16 protein-coding genes are annotated in these 15,885 nt (G+C 38.5%); 12 read left to right on the forward strand and 4 right to left on the reverse strand.

Going from position 1 to position 15,885, the window contains the following annotated elements:
• Positions 1 to 4: 4 nt before the first annotated feature.
• The 3 genes from nirD (at position 5) to MMP60_RS11120 (ending at position 5,255) form a co-directional block, all read left to right on the forward strand.
• Positions 5 to 1,624 carry a nitrite reductase small subunit NirD gene (gene nirD, locus MMP60_RS11110; RefSeq protein ID WP_241336317.1) on the forward strand — a complete coding sequence of 540 codons (1,620 nt, stop codon included), beginning with the start codon at positions 5 to 7 and terminating at the stop codon, positions 1,622 to 1,624.
• Between the two features lie 224 nt (positions 1,625 to 1,848).
• Positions 1,849 to 4,629 (forward strand): nitrate reductase, encoded by a 2,781-nt coding sequence (locus tag MMP60_RS11115; protein ID WP_241336318.1) that lies wholly within the window; start codon positions 1,849 to 1,851, stop codon positions 4,627 to 4,629.
• A complete protein-coding gene (locus MMP60_RS11120) occupies positions 4,626 to 5,255 on the forward strand; it encodes an NTP transferase domain-containing protein (RefSeq protein ID WP_018678177.1) in 630 nt (209 codons plus the stop codon). Before MMP60_RS11115 ends, MMP60_RS11120 begins: the two co-directional genes overlap by 4 nt.
• A gap of 42 nt (positions 5,256 to 5,297) precedes the next feature.
• Here the strand turns inward: MMP60_RS11120 and MMP60_RS11125 are convergent, their stop codons facing one another.
• Positions 5,298 to 5,777: a helix-turn-helix domain-containing protein gene (locus tag MMP60_RS11125; protein ID WP_018678176.1), complete on the reverse strand. Its 480-nt coding sequence runs from the start codon at positions 5,775 to 5,777 to the stop codon at positions 5,298 to 5,300.
• 551 nt (positions 5,778 to 6,328) lie between these two features.
• Between MMP60_RS11125 and fdxA the strand changes: the two genes are divergently transcribed.
• From fdxA to MMP60_RS11170, 9 genes are all read left to right on the forward strand, one after another.
• Entirely contained in the window at positions 6,329 to 6,667 is a 339-nt protein-coding gene (fdxA, locus tag MMP60_RS11130; protein ID WP_018678175.1) for a ferredoxin FdxA, read from the forward strand.
• 31 nt (positions 6,668 to 6,698) lie between these two features.
• The gene (locus MMP60_RS11135) at positions 6,699 to 7,472 is read left to right on the forward strand and encodes a ferredoxin--NADP reductase (RefSeq protein ID WP_241336319.1); all 774 of its coding nucleotides are present in this window, start codon (positions 6,699 to 6,701) and stop codon (positions 7,470 to 7,472) included.
• Between the two features lie 85 nt (positions 7,473 to 7,557).
• The gene (locus MMP60_RS11140; RefSeq protein ID WP_241336320.1) at positions 7,558 to 9,846 is read left to right on the forward strand and encodes a molybdopterin-dependent oxidoreductase; all 2,289 of its coding nucleotides are present in this window, start codon (positions 7,558 to 7,560) and stop codon (positions 9,844 to 9,846) included.
• Positions 9,847 to 10,125: 279 nt separating this feature from the next.
• Positions 10,126 to 11,154 carry a GTP 3',8-cyclase MoaA gene (gene moaA / locus MMP60_RS11145; protein WP_241336321.1) on the forward strand — a complete coding sequence of 343 codons (1,029 nt, stop codon included), beginning with the start codon at positions 10,126 to 10,128 and terminating at the stop codon, positions 11,152 to 11,154.
• 26 nt (positions 11,155 to 11,180) lie between these two features.
• The gene (locus tag MMP60_RS11150) at positions 11,181 to 11,432 is read left to right on the forward strand and encodes a MoaD/ThiS family protein (RefSeq protein ID WP_018678171.1); all 252 of its coding nucleotides are present in this window, start codon (positions 11,181 to 11,183) and stop codon (positions 11,430 to 11,432) included.
• A 2-nt stretch (positions 11,433 to 11,434) separates the two neighbouring features.
• Positions 11,435 to 11,980: a molybdenum cofactor biosynthesis protein MoaE gene (locus MMP60_RS11155; RefSeq protein WP_241336322.1), complete on the forward strand. Its 546-nt coding sequence runs from the start codon at positions 11,435 to 11,437 to the stop codon at positions 11,978 to 11,980.
• A 17-nt stretch (positions 11,981 to 11,997) separates the two neighbouring features.
• Entirely contained in the window at positions 11,998 to 12,921 is a 924-nt protein-coding gene (gene moaCB / locus MMP60_RS11160) for a bifunctional molybdenum cofactor biosynthesis protein MoaC/MoaB (RefSeq protein WP_018678169.1), read from the forward strand.
• Entirely contained in the window at positions 12,921 to 14,153 is a 1,233-nt protein-coding gene (locus tag MMP60_RS11165; protein ID WP_241336323.1) for a molybdopterin molybdotransferase MoeA, read from the forward strand. The genes moaCB and MMP60_RS11165 overlap by 1 nt, the downstream gene beginning before the upstream one ends.
• A gap of 180 nt (positions 14,154 to 14,333) precedes the next feature.
• Positions 14,334 to 14,816, forward strand: coding sequence for a helix-turn-helix domain-containing protein (locus MMP60_RS11170; RefSeq protein WP_241336324.1), 483 nt, complete (start codon positions 14,334 to 14,336; stop codon positions 14,814 to 14,816).
• Between the two features lie 53 nt (positions 14,817 to 14,869).
• Here the strand turns inward: MMP60_RS11170 and MMP60_RS11175 are convergent, their stop codons facing one another.
• From MMP60_RS11175 to MMP60_RS11185, 3 genes are read right to left on the reverse strand one after another with little or no spacing between them, the layout of a single operon-like run.
• Positions 14,870 to 15,181: a TusE/DsrC/DsvC family sulfur relay protein gene (locus MMP60_RS11175; protein WP_241336325.1), complete on the reverse strand. Its 312-nt coding sequence runs from the start codon at positions 15,179 to 15,181 to the stop codon at positions 14,870 to 14,872.
• Positions 15,182 to 15,218: 37 nt separating this feature from the next.
• A complete protein-coding gene (locus tag MMP60_RS11180; RefSeq protein WP_241336326.1) occupies positions 15,219 to 15,503 on the reverse strand; it encodes a hypothetical protein in 285 nt (94 codons plus the stop codon).
• Positions 15,504 to 15,514: 11 nt separating this feature from the next.
• On the reverse strand, positions 15,515 to 15,865 hold the full coding sequence (locus MMP60_RS11185; RefSeq protein WP_241336327.1) for a hypothetical protein: 351 nt from the start codon (positions 15,863 to 15,865) through the stop codon (positions 15,515 to 15,517).
• Between the last annotated feature and the right edge of the window lie 20 nt (positions 15,866 to 15,885).

Here is a 15,885-nt window from a genome sequence, read left to right on the forward strand (position 1 = left end):
AAAAATGACAAATTTAAAAGATGTGAATATGCTTCCAGAAAATCAATGGGTTGATGTATGTAATTTAGATGACATTACACCAAATACAGGTGTAGGTGCATTAGTTGATGGTCAATCAATTGCATTGTTTCGCGTGGGTCATGAAAAGCGTATTTATGCGTTAAGCAATAAAGACCCGTTCAGCCAAGCCAATGTCATGTGTCGTGGCATTATTGGTGACTTACAAGGCGAACGTGTTATTGCATCACCAATTTATAAACAGCATTTTAGTTTAGCGACTGGTCGTTGTTTAGAAGATAAAGATCAAAAGCTTCTTGTTTATCCAACTAAAATCGAAGATGGCCGTGTTTGGGTTGGTTCAGTTGCTCAGAAAACTTACATTACCAATAATGGTGTTTCACAAGAGAAGTTGAAACTTGTCTTGATTGGTAATGGTTTGGCTGGTATGCGTTGTTTGGAAGACTTGCTTGATATGGCGCCAGACCGTTACGAAGTGACAGTTATTGGTGAAGAGCCTTGGGGTAACTACAACCGTATTATGTTGTCACCAGTGCTTTCAGGTGAGAAAACGATTGATGACATTATGTTGCACCCACACGCATGGTATAGCGATAAAGGGATCAAATTTATTGCAGATGATCCTGCGGTAAAAATTGACCGTACTCGCAAAGTGGTGCATACCGAAAAAGGCGAAAGTGTTGATTATGATCGTTTAATCATTGCAACAGGTTCTAAACCATTTATTCCACCAGTTCAAGGCGTAGACTTGAAAGGTGTGATTAGTTTCCGCGATATTTATGATGTGAATACCATGATTAAATATTGTGAAACGAAGAAGAATGCTGTTGTGATTGGTGGCGGTTTGCTTGGTTTGGAAGCTGCTTATGGTCTTAAGCAACGTGGCATGAATGTAACGGTTCTTCATTTGATGGATCGCATCATGGAGCGTCAGCTTGATGGTCGTGCAAGCCGTATGCTACGCAATAGTATTGAAGAGAAAGGCATCAATATTATTACTGAAGCAAATACCGAAGCTTTGATTGGTAAAGATGGTCATGTGAACCAAGTCCGTTTAAAAGATGGTACTGTGCTTGATGCTGATTTAGTGATCTTTGCGGTGGGTATTCGTCCAAATATTGCTTTGGCACAAAGTGCAGGCTTACGTTGTAATCGCGGTATTTTGGTTAATGATACGATGCAAACTTTTGACCCAAGTATTTATGCTGTGGGTGAATGTATCGAACACCGTAGTCAAACTTTTGGTTTGGTTGAACCACTATGGGGACAAGCATTTATCTGTGCAACGCATTTAGCTGAACATGGTAGCTTGACTTTCAAATCACCAACTGTTCCAACTCAGTTAAAAGTTAGTGGTGTTGATGTATTCTCTGCGGGTAATTTCGAACCGAAAGAAGATTATGAAGACATCATCTTAAATGATGAAAAACGCCAAATTTATAAACGCATTATTATCCAAAAAGATAAAGTTATTGGTGCGGTTTTATTTGGTGATACTGAAGATGGTATGTGGTATGCCGAACTTATTGCTGATCAAACACCAGTATCAACATTTAGAAATAAATTGTTATTTGGTAAAGACTTTGCAATGAAGAAAGCAGGCTAACTGTATTTGGGTTTAGGGAAAATTTTTCCTAAACCCAAACATGAAAGAAATGTAGCAATACACTGAATATTTTACTACTTTGATAAAGTAGAACAGCGGTTCACAATAAAGATTAAGGTTTAATATTAGAGTCGTATGCTGTTGATCAATGGTCATCATACAGCGTCGTTAGGGTTAAACTTTGGTCAGGGCATAGATGAAATAGGTAGTAACAAGGGGCAGTCATGAACAGTATTCAAAATTTAGAAAACAGTCGCTCCGATCATGCACAAACAATTATTACAAAAACAACTTGTCCATATTGTGGAGTTGGATGTGGCGTTAATGTTGAAGTTCAACACAAAACACAAGGTGTAGCAGTTCAAGTTGCAGGGGATACTGAACATCCAGCAAATTTTGGACGACTTTGTATTAAGGGCAGTAACTTAGCGGATACTTTAGGTTTAGAGACGCGTGTTTTAAACCCAATGTTGGGACGTAAAAATCATCGTAGCGTAACGACATGGGACGTTGCAATTGAGAAAATTGCAGATCAATTTCAATCATGTATTGATCAATATGGGCCAGAAAGTGTTGCATTCTATGTTTCAGGACAATTGTTGACTGAAGACTATTATGTGGTCAATAAATTCGTTAAAGGTTATCTAGGTACAGCAAATATTGATACCAATTCACGCTTATGTATGTCGTCTGCCGTTGCAGCGCATAAACGTAGCTTTGGTGAAGATATTGTTCCTGCAAGTTATGAAGACTTTGAACATGCGGATATGGTTGTATTGGTTGGTTCGAATACAGCATGGTGTCATCCAGTTTTATACCAACGCATCATGCAAGCCAAGAGTCAAAACCCAGATTTATTTGTCGTGGTTGTTGACCCACGCTTTACCAGTACGTGTGAGCAAGCAGATTTACATTTACCCATTTTACCTGGTCAAGATGTCGCCTTGTTCAAAGGATTATTACAATATTTATATCAACATGGTTATGCGGATCACCAGTTTGTTGAATCTTATACAGAAGGTTTACAAGCGCTTTTAGAAGCGAACCGAACTGAACAAGATTTTAAAGCTGTCGTAAAACGTACAGGCATTTCAGCAGAAAAATTACAATTATTCTTTGATAAATTTGCGACTACTGAAAAGGTTGTTACTTTATTCTCGATGGGTGTAAACCAATCATCTCAAGGGGTGAATAAAGCCAATAGTATTATTAACTGTCATTTACTTACAGGTAAAATTGGTAAGTTAGGCGCTGCACCATTTTCAATGACAGGACAACCCAATGCAATGGGTGGACGTGAAGTGGGTGGACTTGCGAATATGTTGGCAGCACACTTGGATATTGATAACCCAACACATCAAAATTTGGTGCAAAGTTTTTGGAATAGTCCAGCTATTGCAACAAAAGTGGGTCTTAAAGCGGTTGATTTATTCCAAGCGGTTGAAAGTGGAAAAATTAAAGCGATTTGGATTATGGCAACCAATCCTGTCGTCAGCCTTCCTGATGCTGATCAAGTCAAACGTGCTTTAGAAAAATGTGAGTTTGTTGTAGTTTCAGATATTTGTGCTGATACGGATACGACAGCTTATGCCGATGTTTTGCTGCCAGCATTAGGTTGGGGTGAAAAGGATGGAACTGTAACCAATTCAGAACGCCGAATTTCACGCCAACGTGCATTTTTAGCACCACCAAAACAAGCTAAAGCCGATTGGTGGGCAATTGCTGAAGTTGCAAAAAAACTTGGTTTTTCTGGTTTTGATTTTAATAATGCATGTGACATTTTTAATGAGCATGCTGCATTATCAGCTTATCAAAATGCGAGTTTAGCTGAGCGTGATCAGGTTGAGAACTTTCGTTATTTCAATCTAAAAGGTTTAATGAATTTAAGTCTTGAAGAATATAATGAGTTAAAACCAACACAATGGCCTGTGTGGGAAAAAGGTCAAACCACATCGGTTAAGCAGCTTTTTGGTCAGGGTGAATTTAGCTATGCTTCTCGAAAAGCAAAACTGATTCCAACGATTGCAATTGATCCAGTGCATGCGATTTCTGAAGATTATCCTTTGATTTTGAATACAGGTCGTATTCGTGATCAATGGCATACGATGACACGTACTGGTCTATCAGCAAATCTCACTACACATCGCGCTGAACCATTCTGTGAGATTCATCCGAACGATGCGCTCAAATTTGGTATTCGTGATAAAGGGTTGGTTGAAATCCGTTCAGCATGGGGAAGTTGTGTATTACGCGTAACACTTGCCCAAGGCGTTCGTCGTGGACAAATTTTTGCACCAATTCATTGGACTGAACAGGTTGCTTCGGATGCGCGAATTGGTAAAGTCGTGAATCCTGTTGTGGATGCAATTTCAGGTGAGCCTGAATTTAAGCATACGCCAGTTTCGATTCAACCGTTCCATACCACTTGGCAAGGTGTTTTATATGTTCGAGAGGGTTTTGAATATCAAATCAAAACATCTTTACAAACATGTGCTTGGTGGACAAAGATTAAAACGGCTAAGGCAATGCGTTATGAGATTGCAGATCGACATAGTATTGACCAAACTCAGAAAAATCTAAAAAGCTTTTTACCATTTGTAGATGAAACTTATGAATGGTTAAGTATTGAAGATATTTCATCACAATTGAGCCATAGTATTGTACTCAAAGATGGAATTCTGATTGCAAGCCTATACATTGCGCCTGCTGATTTATTGCCTGACCGTGATTGGGTTGCAACTTTATTTAAACGTGAACGCTTAAGTGCCTTGCACCGTAAAGCATTGTTGGCAGGTATGCCAATGTCTGCTGCAAATAACGATGGTCCATTGGTGTGTAGCTGTTTTAAAGTCGGCAAGAACAAAATTATTGAAGCGATTAAAACGCAAAATATTACCCATGAAAAACAAGTGACAGCATGTTTAAAAGCAGGTGGTAATTGTGGTTCTTGTTTACCAGAAATTCGCGGTCTGATTAAAACGTGTCAGTTGGAGGCAGAAGCATGAATATAGAAATTCCCGCTACAGATCTTGTGATCTTGGCGGGAGGTCAAGCACGCCGCATGAACGGCATGAATAAGCTATTACAGCAGTTTGATGATCAAATTCAACTTTCTAAAATTTGCCAAAGATTTAAACCAGAAGTGCAAAATATTTGGGTAAATAGTCATCGTGATAGCTCGATCTATAAACAAATTGAACCAGATATTCAGTGTTATTCAGATGAACAAACAGGCTTTTTAGGACCATTAATGGGAATGAAAAGTGCTTGGTCATATTTACAATCGGATTATGCCTTGTTTATCCCTTGTGATGTGACCTATATTCCAAATCAGGTATTGGCGAAGTTGCATCGTGCACTACAAAAGAACCCACAAGCACAAGTTGCCTATGTTGCCATTAATGGAGATGCGCTATATCCATTTTGTTTGTTGAAGCGGGAAAGTTTGCCTATTTTACAACAGCAAATACAGGCAGATAAATTGAGTTTGCGTGAGTGTTTTAAGCAATTGTACGCACAAAGTGCTGCATTCCAAAAACAAAGCTTATTTTGTCATAGTATTAATTCTTTAGATGAATTACAGCAATATAAACAAATGAAAGCTTTTAGGCAGATGTTTGTTACCAATTAAAACACCAAATTCTAATTTACATTTAGGTAAATGATTTAACGATTAAACTGTTTTGGTTTGAGAGTGATAAGCATATAAGCCTTTTCCAACCTTTACATTCACTTGCTTAGGCGAAAGCGGTTCGGAACATTCAGAACAAACCATGACTGGATGGAATGCATGTCCGCAAGTTTCATGCACATAATCGAGTGGTGCGCCAAGTCCTTTATCCATAAAAGTATCCCCCCAGTGAACAATACTCATAATAATTGGATAAAGTGCTAAACCTTTCTCTGTTAAACGATATTCAAAGCGTTTTTGGGTCTCGGTATAAGGTACTTTATGTAAAATGCCTTCATTGACCAATGTATTCAATCGATCTGTCAAAACATGGCGAGTTACACCAAGATTTTTATGAAAATCATCAAATCGACGAATGCCTAAGAACGCATTACGAATAATCATCATTGACCAAGTATCACCGATCACTGATAAAGTTCGTGCAACAGAACAAGGTTGATTGCCAACATCAGAGATTTTCATGTAACTCGCAAGTCCTGTATCAAAATAGAATGAATATTATAAAAATATTAATTGAAAAGGGTATGAATGTATAGTTCTCGTCGTAAATTTTGTAACAATTTAGTTCTTAATTGGAATTTATATTTTATTTTTGTATGCACTAGCGTATTTTCTACTGATTTTAGATCAAGATGCGATTTACTCACTTTGAGCGTTGACCTTATTTCAAATTTTGGTTTTATTTAGGTAAATAGTATTAGGCAGTTCTTTAGAAATACATTAACGTTGACAATTGTGTTTCAATAGTTTGATTAATAAAATATTTTATATTTCTCTATATTTAAAATTTAACTGCTCGCATTTTTTGATTGACGCGTTTTTTTGTATCATCGATCAGAACTCAGTTCTACTGATATTTAAATCAGCAATAGTATCCTTGAATTTTGTTCATTTTTTGTCTGATGTAAACAAAGTAAAATGAATAATAAGTCATAAAATAAATTTTGTGATGCTATCCAAAAATTGAAAAATAAGTTCTAATTGGGAACTAATTTTTATTAAGGGGCCGGGTGATGACTTTTGTTGTACTTGAAGATTGTATCCAATGTAAGCACACAGATTGTGTTTCTGTTTGTCCTGTAGATTGTTTTTATGAAGGTCCTAATTTTTTAGTGATTAATCCAGATGAATGTATCGACTGTGCATTATGTGAACCTGAATGTCCTGTGGATGCAATTCGTGCTGAAGATGAAGTGCCTGTGGATCAAAAAGAATTCATTGAATTAAATGCAGAACTTGCAGCAAATGAAAATTGGAAAAGAATCACAGTCAAACAAGATGCCTTAGCAGACCATCAACAATGGCAAGGAATTAAAGGCAAAATTAGCCAATTAGACAGAAATGGCGCTTAAGCGAATAAGTGGAATTTAGGGGAGTTAGAACATGTCAGCATTTCAGGTTGAAACAGTTCAGAGTGTTCATCATTGGAATGATACTTTATTTAGTTTCAAGACGAGCAGATCTGATAGTTTACGGTTCAAATCAGGTCAATTTGTGATGATTGGCTTAGAAATAGAGGGCAAACCTCTAATGCGTGCTTATTCTGTGGTGAGTGCAAATTATGAAGACCACCTCGAATTTTATAGTATTAAAGTTCCTGACGGACCGCTGACTTCACATTTGCAGCATCTGAAAATTGGTGATCAGTTGTTAGTGAGCAAAAAGCCGACAGGATCATTGATCTTGGATAATTTAAAACCAGGTAAGAACTTATATTTGCTTTCAACGGGGACAGGCTTAGCACCTTTTATGAGTGTTATTCGAGATCCTGAGTTTTATGAACATTTTGAAAAGATTATTTTAACGCATGGTGTGCGTTGGGTGAGTGAGCTGGGCTATAAGGATTATATTGATCAAGGTTTACCATCACATGAATATTTAGGTGAGATGGTACAAAATCAGTTAATTTATTATCCAACCGTGACACGAGAAGAATTTCACCAAATGGGGCGATTGACGGATTTGATTCGGTCTAAAAAGATGTTTAGAGATATTGATTTGAAAGAATTAAATCCTGAGACAGACCGTGTGATGATTTGTGGTAGTCCGAGTATGCTCAAGGATTTAGTCGAAATTTTAAAAGAAAAAGGTTTTGTGGAAGGTACGAGCCATGCGCCCGGTGATTATGTGATTGAACGTGCCTTTGTGGAAAAATAGTACATTAATTGATTCATATTTAAACGGATTGAACCTCAGCGATAGACCGCTGGTAAAACGAACCTCGCTAAAAGGGTAAGAGAAAATGAGTAAACAAGAAATCTCTTTCAGTAATCGAAATGACGTCACAGCTTGTATTTTATGTTCACGGAATTGTGGCTTAAGTGTTGAAATTGAAGATAATCAATTCAAGAAAATTAAGGGGGATGATCAGCATCCATTTTCTCAAGGTTATATTTGCCAAAAAGCAGCACGTTTGCAACATTATCAAAAGCATGCAGATCGTTTGACTGCACCGTTAAAACGTCAGGCAGATGGTTCATTTAAAGAAATCAGTTGGGCGCAAGCCATTCAGGAAATTGCAGATCAACTGGTACATATTCGTGATACTTTTGGTGGAACGGCATTTGCTTCGGTAGGTGGCGGTGGTCAGGGGAATCATTTAGGCGCAGCCTATGGGCGTCAGCTCCTGTATGCCATGAAAAGTTTTTATGCTTATAACTCGCTGGCGCAAGAAAAAACGGGTGATTTTTGGGTCAATGGTCGCTTGTTTGGTAGTCAAGCCTGTCATACCACAGAAGATGTTGAGTATGCTGATTATGTCTTATTTATTGGAACTAACCCATTTCAAGCTCATGGTATTCCCAATGCACGAGATACGCTAAAACACATCAAAAAAGACCCAAATCGTACCATGGTGGTTTTTGATCCGCGTGTAACGGAAACGGCGAAACAGGCGGATATTCATGTGCAATTAAAACCTGGAACGGATGCTTACCTCATGTCGGCAATGATTGCGATCATGTTACGTGAGAACCTCTATGATCAGCAGTTTATCCAAAAGCATACACATGGTTTTGATGAGGTTAAGCAGGCTTTTCTCGCTATTCCTATAGAAGAATATATCCAAAAAGCAGACGTTTCGGTTGAACAAATCTATCAAATTGTACGTGACTTTGCTAAAGCAAAGCGGGGCTGTGTTCGTATTGATTTGGGCATTCAACATACTTTAAATACAACTTTAAATGGTTATTTAGAGAAGCTTTTATATTTATTGGCGGGGCACTTCGGTCAGCAAGGCACTAATAATTTACATACCATGTTTATTCCGATTTTGACTCATACGGATGAGCGCAATCCTAAATATCGCCGTACTGTTCATCATAAAATGTTCCCAATTTCAGGCTTCTTTCCACCTAATATTTTGCCCGATGAGATTCTCAAAGCTGGAGAAAAACGAGTTCGTGCCGTTTTTGTGGATAGTTGTAACCCTTTATTGACCTATCCAGACACGGCTGCGTATGAGCAAGCATTCAAATCATTGGATCTATTGGTCGTTGTTGATGTGGCAATGACCGAGACAGCTCGTTTTGCTGATTATATTTTGCCTGCGCATAGTCAGTTTGAAAAATGGGAATTTACGGGTTTCAATTTAGAGTTCCCTAAAAATGGTTTTCATTTACGTCACCCATTATTTAAAGCTCAGGGCAATACCTTGAGTGAAGCAGAAATTTATACGCGCTTGCTTGAAGCAATGAACGTGATACCTCAACAATTTCCTATTTTGAGTAAAATTGCAGAAAAAGATTCAGCTAAGACTGCTTATCTTGCTTATTTCGGTGCGCTTGGTGTCAGTTTTGCTAAAAATAAAAAGTTAATTCCTTTTGCTGCATCAATTGTATATCGCACATTAGGAAAGACTTTGCCGAATGATGCGGCTGCGACAGCCTTGTTATTACCATTATGTATGCAATATGCCGCTCAGCATTATCAGGCAGTTAAGCAAGCTGGATACCAAGGCAATCGTTTGAATCTAGGCGTTAAATTATTTCAAGCGATTTCGCAACAACGTTCAGGTGTGGTGTTATCGCAGCATGAATATGCGGATGTATGGCAGTTGATTGCATATAAAGATAAAAAAATCCGTTTGGCGATTCCAGAAATGTTTGTTGAATTGGCTCAACTCAAACAACAATCCTTAGTACCAACAGATGATTATCCATTTATATTATTTGCTGGTGAGCGCCGTAGCTATAATGCTAACCAAATTTATCGTGATCCTGCTTGGCGTAAAGTCGATGCAGAAGGGCGTTTAAGAATGAATCCAGAAGATGCATCTGAATTTGCTGTGGAAACGGGGCAGACCTTACAATGTATTTCTGAGCATGGGAAAATTTTGGTTGTCGTTGAGCTTGATGAAGGAATGCGTAAGGGGGTTGTATCATTGCCACATGGTTATGGCTTGCGTTATCGTGGTGGCGAACCGATTGGTCCAGAATTAAACCGATTAACGTCAACTCAGCATTGTGATCCTTTGTCTAAGACACCATATCATAAGTATGTACCTGTGCGTTTAGAACGCTTGGATGCTTAAATGATTTAATTGGGAAATGCACCGAATTGCACCATTTTTGATTAAATTGATTGAAAATGGTGCGTTGTTTGTTTGGTAAAAATAAGGGAGCTATACGGTATTCTAGTTTAATGGTTGAAATCATATCTTGTTTGAATAAATAATTCACATTGCAATCAAATATGGTCGAAGATTGGAATAGATATTGCTGTAGTAAAAATAATTCACGGTAGATTAGTTCAACAAGGATGCACAAAACTTGTGCTAAGTGCAGTGAGAAGTTTCACAATATGAGTGCAAATGATGAAGCATGATATATCTACGAACAGCCCGATCTTGCAAGATCAGTATGGTCGTATTAAACGTAAGTTACGGATTTCCGTAACAGATCGTTGCAATTTCAAATGCACGTATTGTATGCCTGAACATCCTGAATGGATGAAAAAGCAAGATTTGCTTAGTTTTGAAGCTTTGTTGATTTTTTGCCGTTATATGGTTCAACAAGGGATTGAAAACATTCGCATTACGGGGGGAGAACCTTTAATGCGTCAGGGCGTGGTTCATTTTATTAGAGATTTGCAAAGTCTACGTGCGATAGGATTAAAGCGGATTTCGATGACCACCAATGGACATTATTTGGCAAAGTATGCTGAAGAACTTAAACATGCAGGCTTGGATGATTTAAATATTAGCCTTGATAGTCTAGATGCTGATCAGTTCAAAAAGCTCACTAAAAAAGATCTTGCGCCTGTCTTAAAAGGCATCGAAGCAGCCCAAAAAGTTAGTCTTCCATTTAAAATTAATTGTGTGTTGATGAAAGATCAAAATGACGACCAAATTGTACCGATGGTGAAGTGGGCTAAGCAACAGCAGATCCCATTGCGTTTCATTGAGTTTATGCCTTTGGATGGTGATCAACATTGGACAGATCAGGCGGTTGTCAGTGAGGCTGAAATCTTGGCACAGCTAAAAGCGTATTATCAAATTCAGGTCTTACAACAACAGCATGAGCCTGCGCGGCAGTATCAGCTCGATGGGCAATATTGTATTGGTATTATTTCAACGATAACACATTCATTTTGTGGGGATTGTGATCGAATTCGGTTAACTGCACAGGGTGAGTTATATAATTGTCTATTTGCACAACAAGGTTTGAATATAAAGCCTTATTTGCACGCTGTGGTCAAACAAAAAGCAGAATGTGGGCAGTTTGAATTTCAACAGCTTGAACAACACATTAAACCGTATATTTGGCATAAAGCTAAAGGTTATCATGCAATACAACATCAGCAAGCACGTAAAATCAGTATGCATATGTTGGGTGGTTAGTTTTGGAAAAGTGGTCTGGAGAAGATATGCAAACCCTTGAAATAAAAATAGAAGCTTTTGGTGCTATAGAAAGATTGTTACCCAAAGGGCTTACTTTTGAGTTTGCAGAAGATCGAGTAGTTGCAGATGTACTGACACATATTGTGGCACTGTATCCCGAGGCAACAAAAGCCATGGAAAAATGTGCTTGTGCCATTGGTGAGGACATTGTGACGCGTCAAAGCCCCTTAAATTGTTCATGTACTTTGGTACTGCTATCACCTGTCGCTGGAGGATAAGTATGCGTGAATTTGCGAGAGTTCAAGATCAAGCTTTAAGCCTAGATTGTTTTGATCCGATACAATCTTTTCCTGAATGCGGTGGTATTGATATTTTTATTGGTACAGTCCGTAATCATCATGAAGGCAAAGCGGTGAAGGCTTTAAAATACACCTCGTATACGCCTGTTGCTGAAAAAATGATTCGTGAAATCGAACAGCAAATTAAAGATAAGTATCAAGTCTCTTATGTGCGTGTGATGCATCGAATTGGATATTTAGATGTCAGCGAAACAGCGATTATTGCAATTGCGTATGCTGCTCACCGCCGTGAAGCTTTTCAAGCCTGTGAAGAAGCCGTTGAGCGTGTAAAACATGAAGTGCCGATTTGGAAAGAAGAGTTCTTTATGGATGGTACTAGTCAATATGTGGAAGGTTGCTGTATTCGCAAAGATGCTGCTGAACATGTTCAAACGAAAATCCCCCTAAGTCCCCCTTTGTCAAAGGGGGATGCATCAGGGCATCACCATCATCACGAACATTGTGCACATGAGCATACACACGAATAAAGTCTTAGGAAGTTAAAATGAAAAATGTTGGGATGAAACCCGAAAGTTATCGTGTTGCAGAAGCACAAGCAATTTTGTATGCACCACCACATTGTATTCAGTTACTTCGTGATGGAAATACCGAAAAAGGTGATGCCTTAAAAACGGCACGTATTGCAGGTATTTTGGCAGCAAAACGCACAGATGAACTGATTCCACTTTGCCATCCTTTACCCATTTACCGTGCTGATGTTGAATATGATTTACAGCATGATCATGTTGTGATCCTGACGACTGTTGAAACTATTGGGCCAACGGGCGTAGAAATGGAAGCCTTAACGGCTGCAAGTCTTGCAGGTCTAACCATTTACGATATGTTGAAGCCACATTGTGAACCTGATGAATTGTGCTTAGACCAATGTAAATTGCTCAAGAAAAAGGGCGGTAAGTCACATTTCAAACGGACTTTACGTCAGCCTGTTTCTGCGGCAGTGATTGTACTCTCGGATACCGTTGCAGCAGGACGTAAACCTGATACTGCAGGGAAATCAGTGGTTGAGACTTTAACTGAAGCAGGTTTTGATCCAATTCATTATCAAATTTTGCCAGATGAATCTGATCAGTTGAAAGATTTGGTTTTAGAGTTAACTAAATCCTATGCATGTATCATGACGGTTGGGGGTACAGGTATTGGTAAGCGCGATATTACGGTAGATACGCTTGAACCACTTCTAGAACGAAAACTCGATGGTTTAATGGAAGCAGCACGTGCTTTTGGTCAAAAACGCACACCGTATGCTGCGATGTCTCGTGGCGTAGCTGGTTTTATTGATCGTTCCTTGGTGGTCACACTGCCGGGTAGTCGTGGTGGTGCGAGTGAATCAATGGCGGCTCTTTTGCCCGCTTTAGTCCATATTTTTGATGTGTGCCGTGACTTACCTCATCCAGGAGGATATGAATAATGTCAGGATGTGGTGCTGAAAAAGGCTTAATGAGTATTGATGAGGCACTTCAACTCATTCGAACTCAGCCCAAAACATTGACGACTGAAGTCTTGGCTTTAGCTCAAGGTTTGAATCGTTATCTAGCCAAAGCGATCTACTCAGAGGTCAATCTACCGAGCTTTTCTCAAAGTGCGGTGGATGGTTATGCGATCAATAGCTCACTTACACAGCTTCAAGATACTTATTTTGAGGTGATTGGTGAGATTAAAGCAGGCAGCGAACTCGATTATCAATTGGCTGATGGGCAAGCGATTCGTATTTTTACGGGGGGCAAAATTCCTGAAGGCACCACACATGTCGCTCGACAAGAGATCGTTCAGGTTGAGTCTGACAAAATTCGATTGCTTGAACAGATCAAGCCACATGCTGATATTCGATTTACAGGCGAAGAAGTACAACAAGGTCAACAGCTTGCTGAGGTCGGTCAGAGCATCAATATTGGTGCACTTGCTGCTTTAAGCATGGCTGGTGTACAACGTATAGAGGTGTTTCAACAACCCAAAGTTGCAGTTGTGATTACGGGTGATGAGGTTGCTGAAAGCCCAGAAGATTTGCAAGCAGGTAAAGTATTTGATGCCAATGGACCCTTGTTAAAAGCATGGTTCAAAGATTATGGCATAGATGTTGAAATTCTACATATTGCAGATGAAGCTGAACAGGTCACGGCATGCTTTGAGCGATTAAAGCATACATATGATGTGATTATTACCACAGGTGGTGTTTCAGTGGGTGATTATGACTTTGTTCGCCCATGTGCCTTTGAAACTGGTTTTGAGCAAGTTTTCTGGAAAGTGAAACAAAAACCGGGTAAGCCATTATTCTTTGCAGCATATCAATCACCAGAGCAAGATCATCACTGTTATTTACTCGGTTTGCCAGGAAATCCTGCTGCTGTTTATGTATCTATGCAGATTTATGGCAAAGTTTTATTGGATGCTTTGCAAAACCAACGTCAAGCGGTGCAATGGTTTAGCGCTATACTCACACATGAACTTAAATCCGATGCACGCGAACGTTTTTTAAGAATGCATGCTTATTTTGAGCAAGGTCAGCTCAAGTTACAAAGTCTAGCAAAGCAACAGTCGCATATGTTGAGCAATTTAATGCAAGCTAACTGCTTAGTTCGTATTCCTGCGAATATTCCGCTAAATGCAGGACAAGAAGTTTCAGGTATCTTTATTAACAACTAAATTATTGATTAAATTTATGCAAAATTAATTGTTTTTGTGGCATTTAGCCAAGTGCCAATATTGCATCTTATTGATCAGGTAGTTTAGTGTATATTTTATATTGTTTAGTTTCTAAACATAACGGTTCAAGGCATGGAAGACATGCCTTTTTAAGTTCTAAAAAATGATCAGGTGATAATAATGAAATGGGAAGAAATTGGCGATCAGCCATGTTCAGTTGCGAGAACACTTTCTGTACTTGGTGATCGTTGGACAATGCTAATTTTACGTAATGCTTTTATGGGGATACGCCGTTTTGATGATTTCCAGCGTAGCTTAGGGCTGACACGCCATGTACTTTCAGAACGTTTAAAACGATTGGTTGAACATGGCGTTTTAATTAAAGTGCCTTATGTGGAACGTCAAGAACGGTTTGAATACCAACTCACTGATAAAGGTTTAGATCTTTATCCACTTATTTTGGCTATGGTGCAGTGGGCTGATAAATGGATGGATAAGGGGCTTGGAAAACCGCTTGAATTTACCCATAAAACCTGTGGTAATAAATTGAGTCCTAAAGTTGTTTGTTCAGCATGTGATGAGCCGATCAAAGCAAAAGATGTTCGTGTAACAGCAGGCATTGGTTATTTTGCATTCATTGAGCAAAAACAAAAAAGTGCATGATTTTAGATATTGCTTCTCTGAATGAAAATTTACTTCATCTAATAGAATAGAAACTATAAACAATTTGCAGGTTTAGGAACGCCAGCCAAACGACTAAGATGTCGGGCGACTAAACCTGTGTTAAATCTTTGCTGTAATACGGCATTATTGATCTCAGGACTGATGGTTTTCATTAAGAATTTAATCAATGGACGTGTGGCAGGTGAATGTCCAAATTGTTGATAAAATTGACGTACAGCGTGGAGAACTTCAAAATGCCAATCTGTTAATTCTAAATCAAGAGATAGGGCAAGTTGCTGAGCAACCTCATGGTTCCAAATTGTATAATCGACTAAATGACCGTCTTGATCTAACTCTAATTGCATGAAATAGCCTAAATAGGATTTAAATTAACTGAAAAATTTATTTTAAAGTCACACAGCGTCTAAATTGTAAAACTAAATCAGCAAGTTCTGTATATTCAATCACGCTGATATGTTCTTTAACGTCATCATTGAGTAGGGTTTGTTCATTACTTAGACAATAAAGGTTGGAATAGTCCTTTACGATGTTAAGTGTTATTTGTAATACAGCATCACCTAGCACAACGATGGAATCATCTGTTTGTGCCATTTCTGCCAAATCACTCCAAACTTTCTCAGTATTGCTATAAGCTGCTTGAATTAAAAATAAAGTTGTATTTGCCATAGTTGACTGCTCTACCAATACAAAATGTGATCAAAGGACTGAATAAATTCAGGTTTGATTTCAATAAACTCAATTTCCTGCTTTGTATTTTGAATGATAGGAAGTTGTTGATTTTTTATTTCAACCCAAATCGGGGTTAAATCGTAAAACTCAAAACTTTCCACCATATTGGCGGCAATTTTAAAAGCTTGTTTGAATTGGTCAAATTCTAATTGATTGTTCAATAAGCTCAATGCAGCGTCTTTTAATAATACTTTGACAGAAATACCAAAGGTTGCTAAAACCATAGTTGCAGACAAGCTTTCATTGACCTGCAAACTGGTTAGATTAGGCTGCGTTAGGATGACGAGTACAGATTTCACACAATTTACCTTTTAAAAGC

This window comes from Acinetobacter sp. ANC 4805 (assembly GCF_022549495.1).
In the GTDB taxonomy this organism is placed as follows: domain Bacteria; phylum Pseudomonadota; class Gammaproteobacteria; order Pseudomonadales; family Moraxellaceae; genus Acinetobacter.